The organism is Blautia sp. Marseille-P2398 (assembly GCF_964240315.1).
GTDB classification, from domain to species: domain Bacteria; phylum Bacillota; class Clostridia; order Lachnospirales; family Lachnospiraceae; genus Blautia_A; species Blautia_A wexlerae.
Genome location: NZ_CAXSTD010000006.1, coordinates 150938 through 173388, shown reverse-complemented (window position 1 = coordinate 173388; position 22451 = coordinate 150938). Strand labels below are relative to the sequence as shown.

General features: G+C 40.4%; 17 protein-coding genes. 15 read left to right on the top strand and 2 right to left on the bottom strand.

What is annotated here, in order from left to right:
- The first annotated feature begins 153 nt into the window (after positions 1 to 153).
- Positions 154 to 1539, top strand: a complete 1386-nt coding sequence (locus ACESZG_RS09045; protein ID WP_373218006.1) for an extracellular solute-binding protein — start codon at positions 154 to 156, stop codon at positions 1537 to 1539.
- Positions 1540 to 2203: 664 nt separating this feature from the next.
- Here ACESZG_RS09045 and ACESZG_RS09040 read toward each other — a convergent pair.
- The gene (locus ACESZG_RS09040; protein WP_118340615.1) at positions 2204 to 2491 is read right to left on the bottom strand and encodes a transposase; all 288 of its coding nucleotides are present in this window, start codon (positions 2489 to 2491) and stop codon (positions 2204 to 2206) included.
- A 223-nt stretch (positions 2492 to 2714) separates the two neighbouring features.
- Here ACESZG_RS09040 and ACESZG_RS09035 point away from each other — a divergent pair, with 223 nt between their 5' ends.
- The 7 genes from ACESZG_RS09035 (at position 2715) to ACESZG_RS09005 (ending at position 12960) form a co-directional block, all read left to right on the top strand.
- Positions 2715 to 4079 (top strand): extracellular solute-binding protein, encoded by a 1365-nt coding sequence (locus tag ACESZG_RS09035; RefSeq protein ID WP_368211097.1) that lies wholly within the window; start codon positions 2715 to 2717, stop codon positions 4077 to 4079.
- 295 nt (positions 4080 to 4374) lie between these two features.
- Positions 4375 to 5277 (top strand): carbohydrate ABC transporter permease, encoded by a 903-nt coding sequence (locus tag ACESZG_RS09030; RefSeq protein WP_118611330.1) that lies wholly within the window; start codon positions 4375 to 4377, stop codon positions 5275 to 5277.
- A 3-nt stretch (positions 5278 to 5280) separates the two neighbouring features.
- Positions 5281 to 6129, top strand: a complete 849-nt coding sequence (locus ACESZG_RS09025) for a carbohydrate ABC transporter permease (protein WP_118338709.1) — start codon at positions 5281 to 5283, stop codon at positions 6127 to 6129.
- A 122-nt stretch (positions 6130 to 6251) separates the two neighbouring features.
- Entirely contained in the window at positions 6252 to 8051 is a 1800-nt protein-coding gene (locus tag ACESZG_RS09020) for a sensor histidine kinase (RefSeq protein WP_118569449.1), read from the top strand.
- Positions 8044 to 9603, top strand: a complete 1560-nt coding sequence (locus tag ACESZG_RS09015) for a response regulator (protein ID WP_118614851.1) — start codon at positions 8044 to 8046, stop codon at positions 9601 to 9603. Before ACESZG_RS09020 ends, ACESZG_RS09015 begins: the two co-directional genes overlap by 8 nt.
- 80 nt (positions 9604 to 9683) lie before the next feature.
- A complete protein-coding gene (locus ACESZG_RS09010; protein ID WP_008705671.1) occupies positions 9684 to 11804 on the top strand; it encodes a glycoside hydrolase family 3 C-terminal domain-containing protein in 2121 nt (706 codons plus the stop codon).
- Positions 11805 to 11889: 85 nt separating this feature from the next.
- Entirely contained in the window at positions 11890 to 12960 is a 1071-nt protein-coding gene (locus tag ACESZG_RS09005; RefSeq protein WP_118614849.1) for a hypothetical protein, read from the top strand.
- 186 nt (positions 12961 to 13146) lie between these two features.
- Here the strand turns inward: ACESZG_RS09005 and ACESZG_RS09000 are convergent, their stop codons facing one another.
- A complete protein-coding gene (locus ACESZG_RS09000) occupies positions 13147 to 14721 on the bottom strand; it encodes a glycoside hydrolase family 43 protein (protein WP_118614847.1) in 1575 nt (524 codons plus the stop codon).
- A 338-nt stretch (positions 14722 to 15059) separates the two neighbouring features.
- Between ACESZG_RS09000 and ACESZG_RS08995 the strand changes: the two genes are divergently transcribed.
- The 7 genes from ACESZG_RS08995 (at position 15060) to ACESZG_RS08965 (ending at position 22233) form a co-directional block, all read left to right on the top strand.
- On the top strand, positions 15060 to 15968 hold the full coding sequence (locus ACESZG_RS08995; protein WP_118614845.1) for an NAD(P)/FAD-dependent oxidoreductase: 909 nt from the start codon (positions 15060 to 15062) through the stop codon (positions 15966 to 15968).
- A gap of 111 nt (positions 15969 to 16079) precedes the next feature.
- On the top strand, positions 16080 to 16382 hold the full coding sequence (gene trxA / locus ACESZG_RS08990) for a thioredoxin (RefSeq protein WP_008705666.1): 303 nt from the start codon (positions 16080 to 16082) through the stop codon (positions 16380 to 16382).
- 6 nt (positions 16383 to 16388) lie between these two features.
- Entirely contained in the window at positions 16389 to 18065 is a 1677-nt protein-coding gene (locus ACESZG_RS08985; protein ID WP_173720882.1) for a B12-binding domain-containing radical SAM protein, read from the top strand.
- 139 nt (positions 18066 to 18204) lie between these two features.
- On the top strand, positions 18205 to 18801 hold the full coding sequence (locus tag ACESZG_RS08980; protein WP_055057233.1) for an AIR synthase-related protein: 597 nt from the start codon (positions 18205 to 18207) through the stop codon (positions 18799 to 18801).
- Positions 18802 to 18871: 70 nt separating this feature from the next.
- Positions 18872 to 19372, top strand: a complete 501-nt coding sequence (locus tag ACESZG_RS08975) for a tRNA (cytidine(34)-2'-O)-methyltransferase (protein ID WP_173720881.1) — start codon at positions 18872 to 18874, stop codon at positions 19370 to 19372.
- Between the two features lie 27 nt (positions 19373 to 19399).
- The gene (locus ACESZG_RS08970; protein WP_022380387.1) at positions 19400 to 19969 is read left to right on the top strand and encodes a TetR/AcrR family transcriptional regulator; all 570 of its coding nucleotides are present in this window, start codon (positions 19400 to 19402) and stop codon (positions 19967 to 19969) included.
- A gap of 287 nt (positions 19970 to 20256) precedes the next feature.
- Positions 20257 to 22233 carry an oleate hydratase gene (locus tag ACESZG_RS08965; protein ID WP_173706356.1) on the top strand — a complete coding sequence of 659 codons (1977 nt, stop codon included), beginning with the start codon at positions 20257 to 20259 and terminating at the stop codon, positions 22231 to 22233.
- The last annotated feature ends 218 nt before the right edge of the window (positions 22234 to 22451 follow it).

Genomic DNA, 22451 nt, shown 5'->3' with positions numbered 1-22451 from the left:
CAGTACAGATATCTATAATTTTCTGCACACAGAAAACGGAAAGACAGGAATTTATAGATTTTGGACAGAATATTTTATGGGCATTATGTGAATGGAATGCTATGATAAATACACTTAAATATACAAAGTGAATAAAAAAGGAGGAAACAAGAAATGAAAAAAAGAATGTGCAAGATTATGGCACTTGCCATGACAGCAGCTATGGTGGTACCGATGGCAGCGCAGACAACTGCATTTGCAGCTGACGACAAAGAAATTACTTACTGGAATATCGCGGTAGAGAGCCCGGACAAAGATATTGTTACTGCAGCAGTAGACAAGTTTAACAAAGAAACAGAGTCAGGCTATACTGTAAATTCGGTAGCTATCCAGAACGATACATACAAGGAAAAACTTGTTATCGCGATGAGCTCCGGTGAGTGTCCTGATATGTACTCAAGCTGGTCCGGTGGTCCGATGTATGAATATATTGATTCCGGATTTGCTCAGCCGATTGATGATCTTCTTGATCAGTCCGATATTAAAGATAAACTTCTGGATGCAGCTATTGAACAGGGAAGCTACAAAGGACATGTATATGCAATCCCATATATGAATGTTGTTCTGGCAGGTATCTTCTACAACAAAGATATGTTTAAACAGTACGGACTTGAAGAACCGAAGACATTAGCTGATCTGGAAAATATCTGTGCAACATTAAAAGAAAACGGAATTACACCTTTTGCACTTGCTAATGGTTCCAAATGGACAGGTTCCATGTACTTCATGTCTCTGGCAGCGCGTTATGGCGGACTGGAACCATTCCAGAATGCAGTTGCAGGAACCGGCAAATTCACAGATGACTGCTTCATCAAAGCAGGTGAGAAGATTCAGGAGTGGGTTAAAAACGGATACTTCCCGGATGGCGTAAACTCCTTAAGCGAAGATGACGGACAGGCAAAACAGTTACTGTATCAGGAGACAGCAGGTATGATGCTCGGTGGCTCATTTTATACAGGAGCATTCCAGACTGACAGTGAGGAATTCTATCAGAAGAAGATCGGCTGGTTCCCAATCCCTGCAATTGATGATTCCGATGCTGATCCTACAATCCAGATCGGTACTGTAGGTGATCAGTTCATTTCCTTTAACTGTGAAGGTGATAAACTTGCAGCAGCATTTGAATGTGCAGCAGATCATTTATCTGATGAAGTTGAAGACATGATATACTCTACCGGCAAGATTGCTCCTGTAAAAGATGCAGGAGACCACATTTCAGACCCTGTTGTAAAGGAAATTTTTGATGCAGCCCAGGAAGCATCTTCTATCCAGTTGTGGTATGACCAGTATCTGCCAACATCTGTTGCATCTGCACATCTTGATGGCTTACAGGAAGTATTTGGTCTGACAAAGACTCCTCAGGAAGCACAGGAAGAAATGCAGACAGCAATGGACGAATATTTAAGTACCAAATCTGATTCCGGCGCAGCAGATGATACTGCAGAAGAAGCTACAGATGATGCAGCAGCAGATGATGCAGCAGCAGATGATGCTGAATAATCTTTAAAAGAAAGCAGGCATTCATTCTGACCTGAGTAAGGGTAGAAAAGAAGGGTTCTGCACATGCTGAAAGTGCAGAACCCTTTATCTTGAAAAACAATATGTGAGTACACAGAGCGTGCTTGAAAAATCATTTCAATGTCAAATCACATATCAGACAGCAGCACTTTTTCTGGCACCTGTTATCATTTTATTAGTAGTACTATAAATGAGCAAATTTGAAAAATTGCACAAAATTATCCCGCTAACTTCATAAATGCATCAAAATCATTACTTTCTTTTGCGCATTGGAAGAGATACTGATATTTTTCTGTCTGGATAATACTTCCAATTCGGTGGTAGCCTTTTTCGAAAGAACAGAATTCACCAGTCCCTGCCACTCACATAAAATGTGCAATTGACATGAGTAGCCAATATCTTTGGATTCCCTGCGCAGAACGTATCTGGTAGCTGTCCAGTGCCATTTTATCCTTACACTGGCGGAAAAACATTTCTATCGGCCATATGCCGATATCTGCATAATTCCCCATCGTGTAGCATATAGTTTTTTTAGCTCATCTGACGAATAATTTGTACTGTCAAGATTTGTAACTATTGTTTCATAAACACCTTCTGAAATGGGAAATCTTACAATCCTAAATTTCAACTCATAAATACTGTGGGATCACTTATTTTTGTTTTTTAGTGGCAAGTAATCAAATGGTTGTGTTGCTGAAATAAAGCGATAATGATTTTTATCTTTTAATAATTCCTTCGCTTCATTCGTTTGTTTTCTTGTGAGCTTCAGACAAATATCGGTATCAAAACAGTCTGTAGCTGGCAAATCTAAACCATTTTTGATGCCGTTAATACCATCTTTGACACGTATGAGAAAGAACCAGCCTTTCTTTTGTATATGTGCCATGCTATTGAAAGACTCATAACCTCGATCAGCTATAACAAGTATAGTCAAAAAATAATAAAAAAATTAAAATTTGAAAGTAATTTTTGCTGGTTCTCAGAAGACATTTTTGGAAAGATTCCAGTACAGATATCTATAATTTTCTGCACACAGAAAACGGAAAGACAGAAATTTATAGATTTTGGACAGAATATTTTATGGGCATTATGTGAATGGAATGCTATGATAAATACACTTAAATATACAAAGTGAATAAAAAAGGAGGAAACAAGAAATGAAAAAAAGAATGTGCAAGATTATGGCACTTGCCATGACAGCAGCTATGGTGGTACCGATGGCAGCGCAGACAACTGCATTTGCAGCTGACGACAAAGAAATTACTTACTGGAATATCGCGGTAGAGAGCCCGGACAAAGATATTGTTACTGCAGCAGTAGACAAGTTTAACAAAGAAACAAAGTCAGGCTATACTGTAAATCAGGTAGCCATCCAGAACGATACATACAAGGAAAAACTTGTTATCGCGATGAGCTCCGGTGAGTGTCCTGATATGTACTCAAGCTGGTCCGGTGGTCCGATGTATGAATATATTGATTCCGGATTTGCTCAGCCGATTGATGATCTTCTTGATCAGTCCGATGTTAAAGATAAACTTCTGGATGCAGCTATTGAACAGGGAAGCTACAACGGACATGTATATGCGATCCCATATCTGAATGTTTCTCTGGCAGGTATCTTCTACAACAAAGATATGTTTAAACAGTACGGACTTGAAGAACCGAAGACATTAGCTGATCTGGAAAATATCTGTGCAACATTAAAAGAAAACGGAATTACACCTTTTGCACTTGCTAATGCTTCCAAATGGACAGGTTCCATGTACTTCATGTCTCTGGCAGCACGTTATGGCGGACTGGAACCATTCCAGAATGCAGTTGCAGGAACCGGTAAATTCACAGATGACTGCTTCATCAAAGCAGGTGAGAAGATTCAGGAGTGGGTTAACAACGGATACTTCCCGGATGGCGTAAACTCCTTAAGCGAAGATGACGGACAGGCAAAACAGTTAATGTATCAGGAAACAGCAGGTATGCTTCTCTGTGGCTCATGGTATACAGGAACATTCCAGACTGACAGTGAGGAATTCTATCAGAAGATCGGCTGGTTCCCATTCCCTGCAATTGATGATTCCGATGCTGATCCTACAATCCAGATCGGTACTGTAGGTGATCAGTTCATTTCCTTCAACTGTGAAGGTGATAAACTTGCAGCAGCATTTGAATGTGCAGCAGATCATTTATCTGATGAAGTTGCAGACATTACATACTCTAACAACAAGATTGTTCCTGTAAAAGATGCAGGAGACCACATCAAAGACCCTGTTGTAAAGGAAATTTTTGATGCAGCCCAGGAAGCATCTTCTATCCAGTTGTGGTATGACCAGTATCTGCCAACATCTGTTGCATCTGCACATCTTGATGGCTTACAGGAAGTATTTGGTCTGACAAAGACTCCTCAGGAAGCACAGGAAGAAATGCAGAAAGCAATGGACGAATATTTAAGTACCAAATCTGATTCCGGCGCAGCAGATGATACTGCAGAAGAAGCTACAGATGCAGCAGCAGATGATGCTGAATAATCTTTAAAGGAAAGCAGGCATTCATTCTGACCTGAGTAAGGGTAGAAAAGAAGGGTTCTGCACATGCTGAAAGTGCAGAACCCTTTATCTTGAAAAACAATATGTGAGTACACAGAGCGTGCTTGAAAAATCATTTCAATGTCAAATTACATATCAGACAGCATGTCAGAAAATATATAAAAACCATCTCAGAAATATATCTCTAACATATTCCGAAAGCATTTTTCAAACATACTCTGGCATACGTTAGGTCAGATGATCAAATATCAGAAAGTATTAAAAAGGAGGCACCAAAATGAATGAAAAAGGGATATCTCTGGTTCAGTTAAGACAGAGAAAAACACGTCAGACAGCAGCACTTTTTCTGGCACCTGTTATCATTTTATTAGTAGTATTTATCGCGTATCCGATTATTGATACATTTATTACAAGCGGATACCAGTGGAATGGTATTTCCGCAGACAAGAAGATGGTAGGACTTGCAAACTGGGCAAAACTGATCAAAGATACAAAATTCTGGATAGCATTTAAGAACAACGTTATTATCATGATCCTATCTATCATTATCCAGATTCCGTTAGGACTTGCAATGGCAACATTCCTTGACTTTGGCGGTAAGAAACTTACAATTTTCAAGGTTATCTGGTTTATTCCAATGCTTATGTCTTCTGTTGCAATTGGTTTCCTTTTCACATACGCACTTGCAACAAACGGAGGTATTGTCAGCACAATTTCCGGATGGTTCGGAGGGGGCAACATTGACCTTCTTGGTAATCCGAAATTAGCATTGATCACAGTTATTCTTATCATTGCATGGCAGTTTACACCATTCTACATGGTTTACTTTATGGCTGGTTATACAAACATCCCATATGATGTATTTGAAGCAGCAAGAATCGATGGTGCTACAAGAGGACAGTATTTCTGGAAGATTGCACTTCCACTTCTTATTCCGTCAATTAAGAGTGCAGCTATCCTTTCAATGGTTGGATCTCTGAAATACTTCGATCTGATCTATGTTATGACAGGTGGCGGTCCTGGTACTGCTACAGAGCTGATGGCAACCTATATGTACAAAGAATCATTCAAGAACTTTAACATGGGTTATGGCTCAGCCATTGCAGGAGGTATGTTTATCCTGATTACAATGGTATCTATGATTACTATGAAACTTATAAACGGAAAACAGGAGGATTAAGGGATGGACAGCTATAAGAAAAGTAGAAGAAAAAGCATCATAGCTTGGGTCATTGCTTTTGTTCTTGCTATCGGTGCAGCAATTGTATCATTTACACCTTTTATATTCATGGTGCTGAACTCATTCAAAGAGAAATTTGAGATGCTTACCAAGGGTGTATTCCAGCTTCCTGATCAACTGAACTGGTCCAATTACACTGAGGTACTTACAGGAGGGTTTGCAAATTACTTCAAGAACAGTGTGATCGTTCTTGCAATTTCCCTGATCCTGCTGCTGTTTATTTCAGCATGCGCTTCTTATCCTCTGGCAAGATTTAAGTTTAAAATGGCACAGCCGATTTATGCGATTATTGTAGCCTGTATGTCTATTCCTGTACATATTACATTGATCCCTGTATTCAAAATGTCAAAGTCAACAGGACTTTATGATACAATCTGGTCACTGATCGGACCGTATGTCGCATTCGCAGTTCCGATTTCCGTATTTATCCTGACCAGCTTTATGAAAGAGATTCCGAGAGAAATCGAAGAATCTGCTGAAATTGACGGATGTGGAAAGATTCAGATGTTCTTCTCCATGATCCTGCCGCTTTCCAAACCCGGAATGGCGACACTGGCAATTTACAATGGTGTAAATATGTGGAATGAATTCTCATTTGTAAATACACTGACACAGTCTGCCCAGAATCGTACCCTGCCGTTGGCAATCTGGGAATTTCAGGGACAGTATTCTATGAATACACCAATGATCATGGCGGTTCTTACATTAACACTTTTACCAATGGTTATCATGTTTATTATTTTCCAGGATAAACTGGTAAAAGGTATGACTGCAGGTGCTGTAAAGGGTTGATTCTTTCTGCGAAATCTGTTGTATCCATTTACCATTGAACATGGTATGATATTGGGGAGGTAAAATCCCCCCCTGATCATGTGGGTATATGTGAAATTATGTGACAGATGAGGAAAGACAACATGAACAAATGGAAAACAAAATTCAGCCACTGGAAATTTGATAAAAAAATACTTTTACTTGTGACCGTCAGTATTCTTATTGTAACGCTGACGGTTGCAGGTGTTTCTCTGACTTTTTCTATAGCATCGATGAAAGAGCAGTCTGTAGAACTTCTGCAGATGCAGAATAATACAGTTGCGGAATCTTTTAAGGGATCAATGGATTCATATAAAGAAATCGTATTGGGTACGATCATGGATGATTCTGTGCAGAATTACTGCAGGCAGGTGCAGAAAAATGAGCTGAAGACAGCAGACATTGATGCAGTTTACAGCAAGCTGGAGAATCTGAATAATATGTATGAGAGTCTGAACTTTGCTGCCATTGTCAGTTCGGATTATAAAAGTTACTACTACAGAGGAAAGGGTTCTTTATCAGTTACGCAGTTTGAAGAAGTGTATCCCCAGGCATATGAGAGAAGCAAATATGCGCAGAAAGGAACGCTGAAAGTTTCCTATAATAACGATTATTATAACGATTATTATAAAGGGAACAGATATACATTGAGTCTGTATTATCCATTATATGATACCAGAAAAGTATCTGATGCAAGAGGGCTTCTGTGCATGAATTTCGATGATCCGGCAGTACAGAGGATGCTGGCTGTAGGAGATTCTTCAGCAGAAACAAGAGTAGTTGACACAGGTGGAATGATATTGCTTTCGAATGATAAAGAGGAGACAGGCCGTTACGTAAATTATATAGATGAGATGGAAAAAGGGATACAGATATTTACAAAGAATGGGAATATGTATGTATGCCAGAAGATTAAGAACTGGAATTATTATGTAGTCAGTTCGATTTCTTTTTATAAACTGATGGAATCAGGATTCCATATAATGGTTGTTGTGATTCTGGTTCTGATCATAGTGCTGATCATAGTAAGCATTATTATAAGAGCACTGGTCAGGAAAATGTATCAGCCCCTTAATAAGGTAGTATCTAATATGGATTATGTTGCAACAGGTTCCCTGAGAACAAGAATCAATGTTGACAATATGGGTGAAGATTTCACAAAGCTTGCAATTGGTTTTAACTCTATGATGGATGAAATCGAGGTGTTGATGGAACAGGTAAAACTGGAACAGCATCAGCTGGAGCAGATCCGTTTTAATGCCCTTCAGTCGCAGATTCAGCCGCATTTTCTTTATAATACACTGGAATGTATCCACTGGCAGGCGATTGCCGAAGGAAATAAAGAGATTTCCACAATGGTAAAGGCGCTGGCGAAATATTACAGGATCTGTCTCAGCAAAGGACATGACGTGATCACGATCAGAGAAGAAGTAGAGCATATCAGGAATTATATGATTATCCAGAACATGAGATACGACAACATTATCGGAAGTGAGATTGTTGTAGAATCTCAGGTGGAAGAAAGCCTGATACCGAAGCTGACTCTGCAGCCACTGGTGGAGAATTCTATTTATCATGGAATGAAAGTAAAAGAGGGAAAAACAGGTACACTTTATCTTACAGCATATAAAAATGAGGATGAAGTTATCATAAAGGTATCAGATACAGGCACAGGAATGAGTCAGGAACAGATAGATGAAATGAATGAACAGCTCTCCAGATACGAGGATTCCTTTGGATATGGAGTGCGAAACGTAAACAAGAGGATTGAACTTCTTTTTGGAGAGGGATATGGTCTTAATTATCAGAAGAATGATTTGGGTGGGGTAACTGTCGTGATCCATCTGCCATATCAGACAGAAATCAAAAAGAATACAGCAGGAGGTGAGTGGACGTGTGTATAGAGTACTGATTGTTGATGACGAAAAGATGATACGTATGGGTATGAAAAATGCCATAGACTGGAAGAAACTGGAAGTAGATGACGTATTTACTGCTGCATCAGGAAACGAGGCTTTGAAGATTCTTAAAGAAGAAGGTCCTGAAATTATGGTTACAGATATTCAGATGACAGAAATGACAGGACTGGAACTGATTAAAGCGGCCAGAGAATCAGTACCTGAACTGCGTGTGATCGTGCTTACAGGCTTTGATAATTTTGAGTATGCAAGAGAGAGCCTGCGGCTTCAGGTGCAGGATTTCTTCCTGAAACCGATTGATGAAGATGATCTTTTCAATGCGATAGAAAAGCAGATAAAAGAACTGAAAGAGCAGGAAAACAAAGAGCAGAATCAGGCCAGAGTGTGGCGCTCTCAAGGCTCTGTAGTGCAGATGAGACTGGAGCAGTGCATGAGAAATTTGGTGCATACAAAAGCAGATAAAGAAATGCAGTTGTATATTCTCCAGAAAGATTTTCAGTTTGATATTAAGCAGAAAATGAGCCTGATTCTTCTGGAACAGGGAATGTATACAGAACAGCAGAATGACGGAAAATTCCGTGCAATGACTGTTAAAAATGTCTGCATGAGCATGGTGGATTCCCAAAACAGAGGAATCACATTTGTAGATGATGACGGTACGATTGCGATTGTCTGTTTTGAAAAAGATGATGACGACAGCGTTCTGGAACAGATTGAAGAATTGTCGGATGTGCTGAAGGATGAATTTGAATATAAACCAAAGATTACGGTTGGAAGTGCTGTGCAAGGATTTGAAAATCTGGCAATTTCCTACAATGATGCCAGATATCTTCTGGAACATGAAAAAAAGAATATTCAGGACATTATACAGACGATGGGGGCTCAGAACAAGAAGAAAATCTTCTGGGAAATCTATGCAGAACTGCGAAATATCATGATTTCCAATATAGGAACTCCAGATTATGTACTAAAGGCATTTAATACCTTTATTAAGGCAACAGAATCCTATAATCTTTCCCCTTCTGCTGTGCGCAGATGTTGTTTCGAGATTGCCTCCTCTTTGATTTTTTCCTACATGGAAGTATCGTGTGAGGTGGAAGAAGGAAAGTTGGATGCACTCTCCAAGAGTCTGTCATCAGCAGGAAAAGAAGAGGCCTGTGAGATTACGAGAATGTTTATTGAGCAGCTCATTGAAAATGATGAAGAGGATGTACATTATACCATTTCCAATGCCAGACACTATATAGATGAGCATCTTGCAGAGGATATTTCGGTTTCCAGCATTGCGGAAAGTCTCTATATCACACCGAATTATTTCTCCAGATTATTTAAGCGGATTACAGGTGAAGGATGTAATGAATACATTGTCAGAAAGAGGATTGAGAAGGCGAAGAGCCTTCTGGAAACTACCAGCATCAAGACTGGAAAGATTGCTATGATGGTAGGATACAGAGATACGAATTATTTCTCACTGGCATTTAAGAAACATACAGGAAAATCTCCGACGAAATACAGAGAAGAAATGCAGAATACATAATGCAGGAGTAGCGGGCTGCGCTGAGGCTTTGTTAATACCTGCTGAATAATTATCAAATTATATAAACAGGAGGATCTGAAATGAAAGATCACAGAAAAGAAAGAGCAGAAGCAAGAAAAAAAGCAGAAAAACTGGTATCACAGATGACGCTTCTGGAGAAGGCTTCCCAGTTAAAATACGATGCTGCTCCCGTGAAAAGACTGGGTGTTCCGGCATACAATTACTGGAATGAAGCACTGCATGGAGTGGCCAGAGCAGGTGTGGCAACCATGTTCCCACAGGCAATTGCGATGGCTGCAGTATTTGACGATGAAGAGATGAAAAAAGTTGGCGATATCATTGCAACTGAGGGAAGAGCAAAATACAATGCATATTCTGCAAAAGAAGACAGAGATATTTACAAGGGTCTTACTTTCTGGTCCCCCAATGTAAACATTTTCAGAGATCCGAGATGGGGCAGAGGGCATGAAACCTATGGTGAGGATCCATATCTGACGTCCAGACTTGGCGTGAAATTCGTAGAAGGAATCCAGGGTGATGGACCTGTAATGAAAGCGGCAGCATGTGCAAAGCATTATGCAGTGCACAGCGGTCCGGAATCGCTCAGACATGAATTTGATGCACAGGCAAGCATGAAGGATATGTGGGAAACATATCTTCCGGCTTTTGAAGCGCTTGTAACAGAAGCGGATGTTGAGGCTGTAATGGGTGCTTATAACAGGACAAACGGAGAACCCTGCTGTGCACATAAATATCTTATGGAAGATGTCCTGAGAGGAAAATGGAAATTCGAAGGTCATTATACTTCTGACTGCTGGGCAATCCGTGACTTTCATGAACATCACATGGTAACTTCCACACCAAGACAGTCCGCTGCTATGGCATTAAATGCAGGCTGTGACCTGAACTGTGGAAATACATATCTTCATATGATGGGAGCTTATCAGGATGGACTGGTAACAGAAGAGAAAATTACAGAATCCGCAGTAAGACTGCTGACAACCAGATATCTGCTGGGCCTGTTTGACGGAAGTGAATATGATAAGATACCGTATAGTGTGGTAGAGTGCAAAGAGCACATTGATGAAGCTCTTAAGATGGCAAGAAAGAGCTGCGTACTTCTGAAGAATGATGGAGTTCTTCCGATTGATAAAACAAAAGTAAATACTATTGGTGTCATCGGCCCGAATGCAGATAGCCGTGCAGCTCTTATTGGAAATTATCATGGAACATCTTCAGAATATATTACTGTTCTTGAAGGAATCCGTGAAGAAGCAGGTGACGATGTAAGGATCCTTTACTCTCAGGGATGTGATTTATATAAAGACAAAGTTGAAAATCTGGCATGGGATCAGGACAGAATTTCTGAGGCAGTAATTACAGCGGAAAACAGCGATGTAGTCATACTCTGCGTAGGTCTTAATGAGACTCTGGAGGGAGAAGAAGGAGATACCGGAAACAGTGATGCATCCGGGGACAAAGTTGATCTTCATCTTCCGAAAGTACAGGAAGAACTGATCGAGAAAGTAACAGCAGTAGGAAAACCTACCATCGTAGTTCTGATGGCAGGAAGTGCGATTGACCTGAATTATGCGCAGGATAACTGTAATGGAATCCTTCTTGCATGGTATCCGGGAGCAAGAGGCGGACGTGCAATAGCAGATCTTCTCTTCGGAAAAGAATCTCCATCAGGAAAACTTCCGATAACCTTCTATAAAGACTTGGAAGGAATGCCGGAATTCACAGATTACTCTATGAAAAACAGAACTTACCGTTATATGGAAAAAGAGGCACTTTATCCATTTGGATACGGACTTACATACAGTGATACCTGCGTAACAGAAGCAGAGGTTGTCGGTGAAGTATCAGCAGAGTCCGATATCGTGTTAAAAGCAACTGTTAAGAACAATGGAACAGTAGATACAGATGAAGTTGTTCAGGTGTATATCAAAGACCTTGATTCTCCGCTTGCAGTTCGTAACTACAGTCTCTGCGGATTTAAGAGAGTATCTCTGAAAGCGGGAGAAGAGAAATCTGTAGAATTTACAATTTCTAATAAAGCAATGAATATAGTTGATGAAGATGGAAATCGTTACATTGCAGGAAAACATTTCCGTTTATTTGCAGGAGTATCCCAGCCGGATACAAGAAGTGCAGAACTGACAGGACATAAGCCTGCTGAGATAGAAATTGCACTTTAACCGAACGGAGTAAGTATTCTGTTTCAATTGCGAAAAGTAACATAAAATAAAAACCATATTATATATGGACAGGAGGAACACAGACATGAAAAACAAAATTAAAAAAATATTACTTCTTGGAATGACAGCCATGTTTACTGCCGGTGCAGCAGGCACAGCAGTTATATCCTGTCCTGTATGGGCAGATGAAGCAGAACAAAACTCTGAGACTGCAGAAGAGCCAAAAGCAGAAGATGCAGCTGTGGAAGAAGAAATTGCTGATCAGACAGATGATAAAACAGAAAATACAGATTTAAAAACTGTAGAACATCCAAGAATGTCTGTCTATTCCATTCGCAGATTTTCCATTGTAAAGGACGGCGAAGAAGTATTTCAGATTAAACAGGAACCGGCAGATTATAAGATGGATTTCGACTACTGGGAAATTACCAATCCGTATGATGAGACTGCAACAGTAAACACAGAGAATATGTATGAAATGTTTGGAGTGCTGGCTGCTTTTGATCTCAGCAACGGCGTCGATGCAGCAAATACAGATACCGGACTGGATAATACAAAGACATATTTTACAGTAGATTTTGTAAATACAGTTAACGATGACACAGCAAAAGAAACACAGGATGCAGATGCAACAGCAACGATCCTTATCGGAAATACAGATGAGAATGGTGACTATTATGCATGTGTAAAAGGATACGAAGAGGCTGTTTATATGCTTTCAAAAGAGTCGGTGAACAGTCTTCTGGAGCTGAAACCGTTTAATCTGATTCTGAAGATTCCGGCATTGGTAAATATTGATACACTTGGCAGTGCAGACATGACCATCGGAAAGAAAACATATACGATGAAGCTGGACGGCAGCGATTATAAATTTGAAAAGAAAACTGTAAAGAAGGAGAAATTTACTGAATTGTATCAGGCACTTCAAAGTATAATGCTTGATTCGGAAGTCGAAGAAACAAAAGATGCAGCAGATAAGGAAGAAGTGCTGACTGTAACATTCCACAGAAACACAGAAGAAGCTCCGGAAGTAACTCTGAAATATTATACATATGATGATACTTATGATAGTCTGGAAATCAATGGAACCGAGAGATTTCTTGTGAAAGCGGAAGATGTGGATGCACTGGTAAAACAGATTAAAAAAGCATTTTAATCGAATAAATTGTGGAACAGTTATTTGGTTACGGGTAAGTGGAGAAGCGGATGATTTTATCTGATTGATTAAAGAGATATAGATATTGCAAACAGTAAAAACGGATTGCGAAGTTCACGTTGAACGGCAATCCGTTTTTGCGTTATATTTTAAATTTTTTATGGATTTGTTAATTGTAAACAGTGATTATTCTCCCTGATAGTTGAACCAGTCAAAGTCAGCATAATTAGTACTTGGCTGATGGTTGGAACTTGTATACATACCGATGTATGTTCCGGTAAATCCGTTATTTACTACAGAACTTAACAGAGAAGCATTCAGCCCTCTGACAAGCGGGAGCATTTCCTGATCTGTGTATCCGTAATAGAAGTCATAATCAGTAGTATTACCCTGAACACTGAGGTAGAGGCGTTTTACATCTTTGATCTCAGTTTCTGCAAGCAAAGATTTTGTACCATTTTCTGTTTGGTAAGCCTGAAGGAATGGCTTTCCGTCTTTCTGAACTAATACCATAAGATAATGGAAACGGTCATCCTGTACAAGAGCAATTCCGGCCTCTTCATTCTCGTTTGCAGGAGTAAATTCCATAGCTGCTTTTGCCAGGAATATTTTGTGACGCTGTCTGCGTCCTATGAAAGAAGGAAGACAGATTTCGTTCAGAACTTCTTTTCTTGTATACAGACGCAGATATCCGAAGCGGTCTGTCAGAGAATAAATTTGTTTAACTGGCGGATGAATGGTATTCCACTGCATCTGCAGAGTATCACATTCGAAGTTATCAGATTCAGGCATTAATGGATAAATGGTCTTAGGTAAATCCGGAAGACGGTCTTCTGTCTGGACAAGTCCTGTTTTATTGTCAACCATAGGCCATCCGTCTTCGGCCCATATAATCGGAACCATAAAGGTCTCGCGGCCAAGATTATAATGTCCTCCTTCATATGGACGCACAGCCAGAAGGACCATCCACCATTCACCATTCTGAGTTTCTACGATATCAGCATGTCCTGTAACAGAAATCGGGTTCAACAGAGGCATGTGTCTGTGACTAACAATCGGATTTCTCGGGCAGATTTCGTAATCTCCCTGAATTGTACGGCAGCGGGCCATCTGTACACTGTGATTTACGAAAGTACCACCCTCTGCAACAAGGAGATAATACCATCCGTCCTTCTTGTAAATATGCGGAGCCTCAATCCATTTACTACGTGTTTTTACACCATCCCAGATAATGTAACGAGGTCCCTTGAACTGGAAGGTTTCCGGATCAAGTTCGTTTAGATAGATACCATGATGTCCTTCATAAAGGCAGTCAGGGCTGATGTAGTTGCCTACATACCACAGAGAACCGTCATCATCAAAGAAAAGACTGGAGTCGATGCCGTCTGCACCTTTTACAACAATCGGATTACTCCACGGGCCGGCAGGATTTTTTGCTGTAATAATATAATTGTCACGGTCTGCTTCACGTCCTGCAGATACGAAAGTGTTAATGATGTAATAAGTTCCGTTATGATAACGGATACTTGGTGCCCATAATCCTTCAGAAGTTTCGCAGTTTTTATAGTCAAGCTGCTCAGGTCTGTGGATTCCATGACCAACCTGTTCCCAGTGAACCAAATCCTTACTGTGGAAAATCGGCAGTCCCGGATAATAAACGAATGAAGAAGTAACCATATAATAATCATCTCCTACCCGGCAGATAGAAGGGTCAGGATAAAAACCGGGAAGAAGCGGATTGTGATATGTATTTTGAAGCATAAAAAGAACCTCCTTAAAAAACTATAATCATTTTAACTATAGGGCAAAATTATAATAAGTAAAATAGAAATAAGTTTCTATCTGATGGAAAAAACAGCACAGTTTTTGCTGTTTAACCGAATCAAGTAAGTCCCCTGTGGAGGTTACAAAAAGCAATAAGCAGTGGGTGGGGACCTTAACCAAATTATACCAAAATTATCCAAATAAAATCATGGATTTTTTTCAGAAAACGTAGTATAGTAACAATAGCTGATAATAAGTTACTGAGAACAGAGTGAACAGTAACGATGATATATCACAGTATATTGAAAACAATAACAGAGAGCAGGTGACAGAATTTGGAAAAAGTGATAATCATAGGTGCCGGACCTGCAGGAATTTCCGCTGCGCTTTATGCAGTTCGTGGAAATCTGGATCCCCTGGTGGTCAATAATGGGATCGGTGCTTTGGAAAAAGCAGAGAAAATAGAAAACTATTACGGACTGGAACATCCGCTGTCCGGTCAGGAATTATATGATACAGGAATCGCTCAGGTGAAAGCACTGGGCGTACGAATATTGGATGCACAGGTTCTGGGAGTCGGCGGGTTTGATACTTTTGTGGTAAAAACTACAGAAGGTGAATTCGAGACTCAGAGTCTGATTCTTGCAACAGGAAGTAAGCGCGCTGCACCGAAGATCCCGGGTGTTAAAGAATTTGAGGGAAAAGGTGTCAGTTACTGTGCAATCTGCGATGCTTTCTTTTACAGAGGCAAGGATGTAGCAGTTCTTGGAAACGGTGATTTCGCCATGCATGAAGCAAAGGAATTGTCTAATACTGCTTCTACAGTAACCATTTATACAAACGGTGAAGAACCGGAATTTACACCTGAAGAAAATATCAGTGTAAACACAATGAAGATCCAGTCTGTAGAGGGCGATGATCTGGTATCCGGAATCCGTCTTGAACCTGATGTGCAGGCAGAGGAAATAAAGGCAGAAGCAGGTCAGCAGGCAAATGATTTCTGTCCTGCAGAGGGTGTATTTATTGCAATGGGAACTGCAGGCAGTACTGAGATTGCCCGCCAGATGGGAGCTGAACTTACGGAAAAAGGCAACATTAAAGTTAACGAAAATATGGAAACAACCATCCCGGGACTCTATGCGGCAGGTGACTGTACAGGCGGGCTTCTTCAGGTGGCGAAAGCTGTATATGAGGGAGCACAGGCAGGTATTAATGCAGGGAAGTATGTAAGATCTTTAAAATAAAAAATCTAAAATAAAAATTGAAAATTTAACAGGGTTATAGTGTTGATATTATAAAACCAGAGAACTTACATTGCAAATTTTTATAAAGAATAAGCAAAGGAGATATAAATCATGGCAAAAGAGATTACAACAGCAAATTTTGAAACAGAAGTATTAAAATCTGAGAAACCGGTTCTTATAGATTTCTGGGCAACATGGTGTGGACCATGTATGCGTCAGGGTCCGGTTGTAGAAGAACTGGCAGAAGAGGGATACGCAGTGGGAAAAGTAGATGTAGATCAGAATATGGCACTTGCACAGCAGTTTCGTGTAGTCAGCATTCCGACACTGATCCTGTTTAAAGACGGTGCGGAAGTGAAACGCTTCGTAGGTCTTACTTCCAAAGAAGAGCTGAAGAGTGCACTGGAAGGCTAAAGATTTATGAAGATTTTATTAGTGGCATGCAATGCAAAATATATTCATTCTAATCTTGCTGTTTATGATCTGCAGGCATATGCATCTGATTACGCAGATCATATTGTATTAAAGGAATATACCATCAACCAGCAGAAAGATGATATCATGCGTGATATTTACCTAGAGCATCCTGAGGTGGTATGCGTGTCCTGTTATATCTGGAACCTTTCTTTTGTAAAAGAACTGATGGCAGATCTGATAAAGATTCTTCCGGGCGTCGACTTCTGGGCCGGCGGTCCGGAAGTTTCTTATGATGCGGAGAAATTCCTGACAGAAAACTCAGAATTTAAAGGTGTTATGGTCGGGGAAGGTGAAGAAACATTTAAAGAACTTGCCGGATATTATGTGGAAAAAAATCCGCAGGATCTGAAAGATATGACAGGAATCTGTTACAGAGACGGAGATCAGATTATACATAATGGATGGCGCCAGATTATGGACTTAAGCAGTATTCCGTTCATTTACAAAGATTTGTCCGAGTTTAAGAACAGGATCATTTATTATGAAAGCAGCAGAGGATGTCCTTTCTCCTGCAGTTACTGTCTTTCTTCCATTGATAAGAAACTGCGTTTCAGAGATACAGAGACAGTAAAGAAAGAGCTGCAGTTTTTTATAGACAATAAGGTTCCGCAGGTAAAGTTTGTAGACCGTACCTTTAACTGTAAACACGATCATGCAATGGCAATCTGGAAGTATATTAATGAACACGATAATGGTGTGACAAACTTCCATTTTGAGATTTCAGCAGATCTGTTAAGAGAAGAGGAACTGCAGGAAATGTCCACCATGCGCCCGGGTCTGATTCAGCTGGAGATTGGAGTACAGTCAACAAATCCGGACACGATTAAGGCAATTCACAGAACTATGGATTTTGAAAAATTGAAAGGAATTGTTGACAGAATCCATAGCTTTGGAAATATCCATCAGCATCTGGATCTGATTGCAGGACTTCCCTATGAAGATTATGACAGCTTTCGGCATTCCTTTAATGATGTTTATGCACTGAAACCACAGCAGCTTCAGCTGGGCTTTTTGAAGGTGTTAAAGGGTTCCCATATGATGGAGATGTGCAGGGAATATGGTATTGTATACAAAACACAGGAGCCTTATGAGGTACTTTCCACGAAGTGGCTGGATTATGACCATGTTTTGAAGCTGAAAACTGTGGAAAATATGGTGGAAGTGTATTATAATAGTGGACAATTCCAGAATACACTTGAATATCTGGAAAACTTTTTCCAGGATGCTTTCTCGATTTATGAGAGACTGGGCAGCTTTTACATGGAAAAGGGCTATGGTGATGTTTCTCATACAAGAATGCGAAGATATGAGATCCTGCTGGAATTTCTTGAAGATGTGCCGGAGATTTCCATGGATCAGGTAAAAGACCAGATGGTATATGATCTCTATCTGAGAGAAAACCTGAAAAGCCGTCCTGGCTTTGCCAGAGATCAGAAGCCTTTTGAGAGACAGATATGGGACTTCAGAAAACGGGAAAAAGTGGCAAAGAATGCACATGTGGAAGTATTTGCAGATGGAACAGTGCTGCTGTTTAACTATGCAGACCGTGATCCGCTGACTAACAACGCTCATGTGACAGATGTGACGAAAGATGTGTTTGAGAACCTGAACAGAGATTAAAGAGGTGAAGAGAAATGGGAATGTTTAATCCAAAGAACCGTAAAGTGATCACAGCAATTATTGCAATCATTCTGGTACTGGCAATGGTAGTGCCGACAGTTCTGTCTCTGATCGTATAATAAATTTTCGGAGGAAAAGAATGAGACTGGGACAGGCGGCAATGGAGGCTCTGAGGGCAGAAATAACCGGATGCCTGAAACCGGGAGATGAACTGGTAGTGGCATGCCCGGTGGCTTTGAAAGGAACCTCTGTAATAGCAAAAAATAAAAAGGACAAACTGGCAGAGAGATTCTCTGCCGGTTTTATTCAGAATTGCGTTTCACTTTGGGATGCTTATGGAGCCGGCAGTATTGTCTGGAAAATTGCGCAGGAGGCAGATGCCAGCGCATTATATGCTATGGGTGAGGGCGGCTTTTTAAGTGCGCTCTGGAAGATGGCAGAAGCTTCAGAAGTAGGACTGGAAGCAGACTTCCGTAAGGTACCGATTCGTCAGGAGACCATAGAAGTGTGCGAGATTTTTGACCTGAATCCATATAAGCTTCAGGCAGATGGAGCAGTACTGATTGGAATCCGCGGAGGTGAAGCACTGGTACAGAGACTTCGCAATGAGGGTTTTGTGGCAGAGGTTATCGGTCAGACTAACAGTGGTAATGACCGGCTTCTCTACAGTGGCGGCAGTGCCCGCTATCTGGAACGTCCGGCAGAGGATGAACTGCAGCAACTTCTCAAAGAGTAACTGCAGGAAACTTAAGAGACAATTTTCTAAGAAAAGACAGACGATTAATAACAAGAGGAATAAAAACAAAATGGCAAAATTAAATATTGTACTTCATGAGCCGGAGATTCCTGCAAACACAGGAAATATCGGCCGTACCTGTGTGGCAACAGGAACCAGACTCCATCTTATTGAGCCTCTGGGATTTTCCTTAAGTGAGAAAGCCTTAAAGAGAGCAGGAATGGATTACTGGAAAGATCTGGATGTAACTACATATCTGGACTTTGAGGACTTTCTGGAGAAGAATCCCGGGGCAAAAATTTACTATGCAACAACAAAAGCACCTCAGACTTATATTGATGTTCATTATGAAGAAGACTGCTACATTATGTTTGGAAAAGAGAGCGCAGGAATCCCGGAGGACATTCTGGTCAATAATCAGGAAACCTGTGTAAGAATTCCTATGATCGGAGATATCCGTTCTCTGAACCTGAGCAATTCCGTAGCAATTGTTCTGTACGAGGCACTGCGCCAGAATAATTTTGACCACATGAATCTGGAAGGACACCTGAGAAACTACGACTGGAAATAATCACAGTAAGCAGACTGGAGGAGTTATATGCCAAATACCACAAAAGCAGCTCTGGAAGAATCCCTGAAACGGCTTCTTCTGAAGAAACCTCTGGACAAGATCACGATAACAGATATTACCACAGACTGTGGAATAAGCCGCATGGCTTTTTATTATCATTTCAAGGATATTTATGATCTGGTTGAATGGTCCTGTGTGGAAGATGGGACAAAAGCCCTTCAGGGCAAAAAGACTTCTGAATCCTGGACAGAAGGGCTGACCCAGATATTTGAGGCAGTGCTGGAAAATAAACCGTTTATTATGAATGTTTACAGAAATGTGGACAGGGAGCGGATAGAAAATTATCTTTTTAAATTAACCTATGATCTGATCGTGGGTGTGGTGGAAGAAAAAAGCAAGGGCCTGAATATCACAGAAGAGGATAAGAAATTTATTGCAGACTTCTATAAATATGGTTTTGTGGGAATCATGCTTGAGTGGATCAGGGAAGGAATGAAAGAAAATATTGAAGATCTGGTAAGAATGATGGATCTGACGCTTCACGATACAGTGACTACATCCATTCATAATTTTCAGAAAAATAATATGGAAAAATAATCATATAAAAATTCTTTACAAAAACCGCAGGGTGATAAAAAACTTATCATTCGGCGGCTTTTGTAAATTGTAGAATCATATTTTAACTGTTAATATACAGCCATAGCAACAAACAAATCATTCAGACGGATGAAATGCTTATGATATGGAAAACATACAGATAAGAATGTAAAAGTCATGAAGATGTTTTGCCGGGAAATGGGTAAAGCAGAGAGAACGAAAAGCATTTAAAATCACAGAGCTGAAAGAACTTCTAAAGAAGAATTGAAGAAAGGTGGATGTGTATTATGAGTAAAAATAAAGGTTTAGGACTTGTATCCGCATTGGCAGTTGGAGCAGGCGTGGCAGCAGTGGCAGCAGGAAAGAAGTATAAAACAGCTGAGACAAAGAAAAAAGAAGATTATGACGCACTTCATAATACAAGTGAATATCGCAATACAGAACGTGGAAAATATGAGAAAAACAGTAAGGGAATTTATTATACAAACGGTAACTATGAAGCATTTGCACGTCCAAGAAAGCCGGAAGGCGTAGATGATAAACATGCTTATATCGTAGGAAGCGGACTGGCTTCTCTTGCAGCAGCCTGTTTCCTTGTACGTGACGGACAGATGCCCGGAAAGAATATCCACATTCTGGAGGCAATGGATATTGCAGGCGGAGCATGTGACGGTATCTTTGATCCGAGCCGCGGATATGTGATGCGTGGGGGACGTGAGATGGAAAACCATTTCGAGTGCTTATGGGATCTTTTCAGAAGTATTCCATCCATTGAAACACCTGGTGTATCTGTACTTGATGAATATTACTGGCTGAATAAGGAAGACCCCAACTATTCTCTCTGTCGTGCAACAAAAGAGAGAGGCAAGGATGCTCATACAGACGGTAAATTCAATCTGAGCCAGAAGGGCTGCATGGAGATCATGAAGCTGTTCATGACAAAGGATGAAGATCTTTATGACAAGACAATTGAAGATGTATTTGACGATGAAGTATTTGATTCCACATTCTGGTTATACTGGAGAACCATGTTCGCATTTGAGAACTGGCACAGTGCACTGGAAATGAAACTGTACTTCCAGAGATTTATCCATCACATTTCCGGACTTCCGGATTTCAGTGCCCTGAAATTCACAAAATATAATCAGTACGAATCCCTGATCCTGCCAATGCAGAAATATCTGGAAGAAGCAGGTGTTGAATTCCAGTTCAATACAGAGGTTACAAACGTACTTTTTGAGTTTGAAGGCAATAAGAAGATTGCAAAAGCAATCGAGTGTAAGGTGAATGGCGTAGAAAAGGGAATTGTTCTTACAGAAAACGACTTTGTATTTGTGACAAACGGAAGCTGTACAGAGGGAACCATCTATGGCGATCAGAATCATGCACCGAACGGAGATGCAGAAGTTCGTACAAGTGGATGCTGGAGTCTCTGGAAAAATATCGCAAAACAGGATCCGTCCTTCGGACATCCTGAGAAATTCTGTTCTGATATTGCTAAGACAAATTGGGAGTCAGCAACAGTGACTACTCTGGATGATAAGATCATTCCTTATATTACAGATATCTGCAAACGTGATCCGAGAACAGGCAAGGTTGTTACAGGCGGTATTGTAAGCTGTCAGGATTCCAGCTGGTTATTAAGCTGGACGATCAATAGACAGGGACAGTTCAAGGATCAGGACAAAGACAAGGTTTGTGTATGGGTATATGGTCTGTTTACAGATGTACCTGGTGATTATATCAAGAAGCCTATGAAGGAGTGTACAGGTAAGGAAATCACAGAAGAGTGGCTCTATCATCTTGGCGTTCCGGTTGACCAGATTGAAGACATGGCTGAGAACAGTGCAGTTTGTGTACCGACCATGATGCCTTATATTACAGCATTCTTTATGCCGAGAACAAAGGGTGACAGACCTGATGTTATTCCGGATGGCTGTGTAAACTTCGCATTCCTCGGACAGTTTGCCGATACACCAAGAGATACTGTATTTACTACTGAATATTCCGTAAGAACTGCTATGGAGGCTGTGTATGGACTTCTGGGTGTTGACAGAGGTGTGCCGGAAGTATGGGGCAGTGTTTATGATATCAGAGAATTACTGGATAGCAGTGTGAAGCTGATGGATGGAAAATCTCCACTGGAGATCGAACTTCCGGGACCACTGGATATGCTGAAGAAACCGCTTCTGAAAGCTGTTAAGGGAACTGTGATCGAGAAAGTACTCAGAGATCATGATGTGATCAAAGATTATATGATGTAAATATAGAGATGTAAGTGATATGAAAAGGCTGCAGGAGATATCCGGCAGCCTTTTTGTAAAGCCGTTAAAAGTTGATGGAAAGTTGCTTTGGTAAAGAAAAAACAGGTTGCAAATTAAAAAGACAGATGATAATATATAATGAAATATATAGAAAAAAATGATTGGGACAATAAAAAGTCTGAAAAAACAAGTAAATATGATAATATATTGGAAGCTTT

Bases quoted from the DNA above. Each gene is read 5' to 3' on its own strand.
- ACESZG_RS08980 (WP_055057233.1), top strand. From the start codon at position 18,205: ATGAGACTGGGACAGGCGGCAATGGAGGCTCTGAGGGCAGAAATAACC.
- ACESZG_RS09035 (WP_368211097.1), top strand. From the start codon at position 2,715: ATGAAAAAAAGAATGTGCAAGATTATGGCACTTGCCATGACAGCAGCT.
- trxA (WP_008705666.1), top strand. From the start codon at position 16,080: ATGGCAAAAGAGATTACAACAGCAAATTTTGAAACAGAAGTATTAAAA.
- ACESZG_RS09010 (WP_008705671.1), top strand. From the start codon at position 9,684: ATGAAAGATCACAGAAAAGAAAGAGCAGAAGCAAGAAAAAAAGCAGAA.
- ACESZG_RS08985 (WP_173720882.1), top strand. From the start codon at position 16,389: ATGAAGATTTTATTAGTGGCATGCAATGCAAAATATATTCATTCTAAT.
- ACESZG_RS09020 (WP_118569449.1), top strand. From the start codon at position 6,252: ATGAACAAATGGAAAACAAAATTCAGCCACTGGAAATTTGATAAAAAA.
- ACESZG_RS09030 (WP_118611330.1), top strand. From the start codon at position 4,375: ATGAATGAAAAAGGGATATCTCTGGTTCAGTTAAGACAGAGAAAAACA.
- ACESZG_RS09000 (WP_118614847.1), bottom strand. From the start codon at position 14,721: ATGCTTCAAAATACATATCACAATCCGCTTCTTCCCGGTTTTTATCCT.
- ACESZG_RS08970 (WP_022380387.1), top strand. From the start codon at position 19,400: ATGCCAAATACCACAAAAGCAGCTCTGGAAGAATCCCTGAAACGGCTT.
- ACESZG_RS09005 (WP_118614849.1), top strand. From the start codon at position 11,890: ATGAAAAACAAAATTAAAAAAATATTACTTCTTGGAATGACAGCCATG.
- ACESZG_RS08965 (WP_173706356.1), top strand. From the start codon at position 20,257: ATGAGTAAAAATAAAGGTTTAGGACTTGTATCCGCATTGGCAGTTGGA.
- ACESZG_RS08975 (WP_173720881.1), top strand. From the start codon at position 18,872: ATGGCAAAATTAAATATTGTACTTCATGAGCCGGAGATTCCTGCAAAC.
- ACESZG_RS09045 (WP_373218006.1), top strand. From the start codon at position 154: ATGAAAAAAAGAATGTGCAAGATTATGGCACTTGCCATGACAGCAGCT.
- ACESZG_RS09025 (WP_118338709.1), top strand. From the start codon at position 5,281: ATGGACAGCTATAAGAAAAGTAGAAGAAAAAGCATCATAGCTTGGGTC.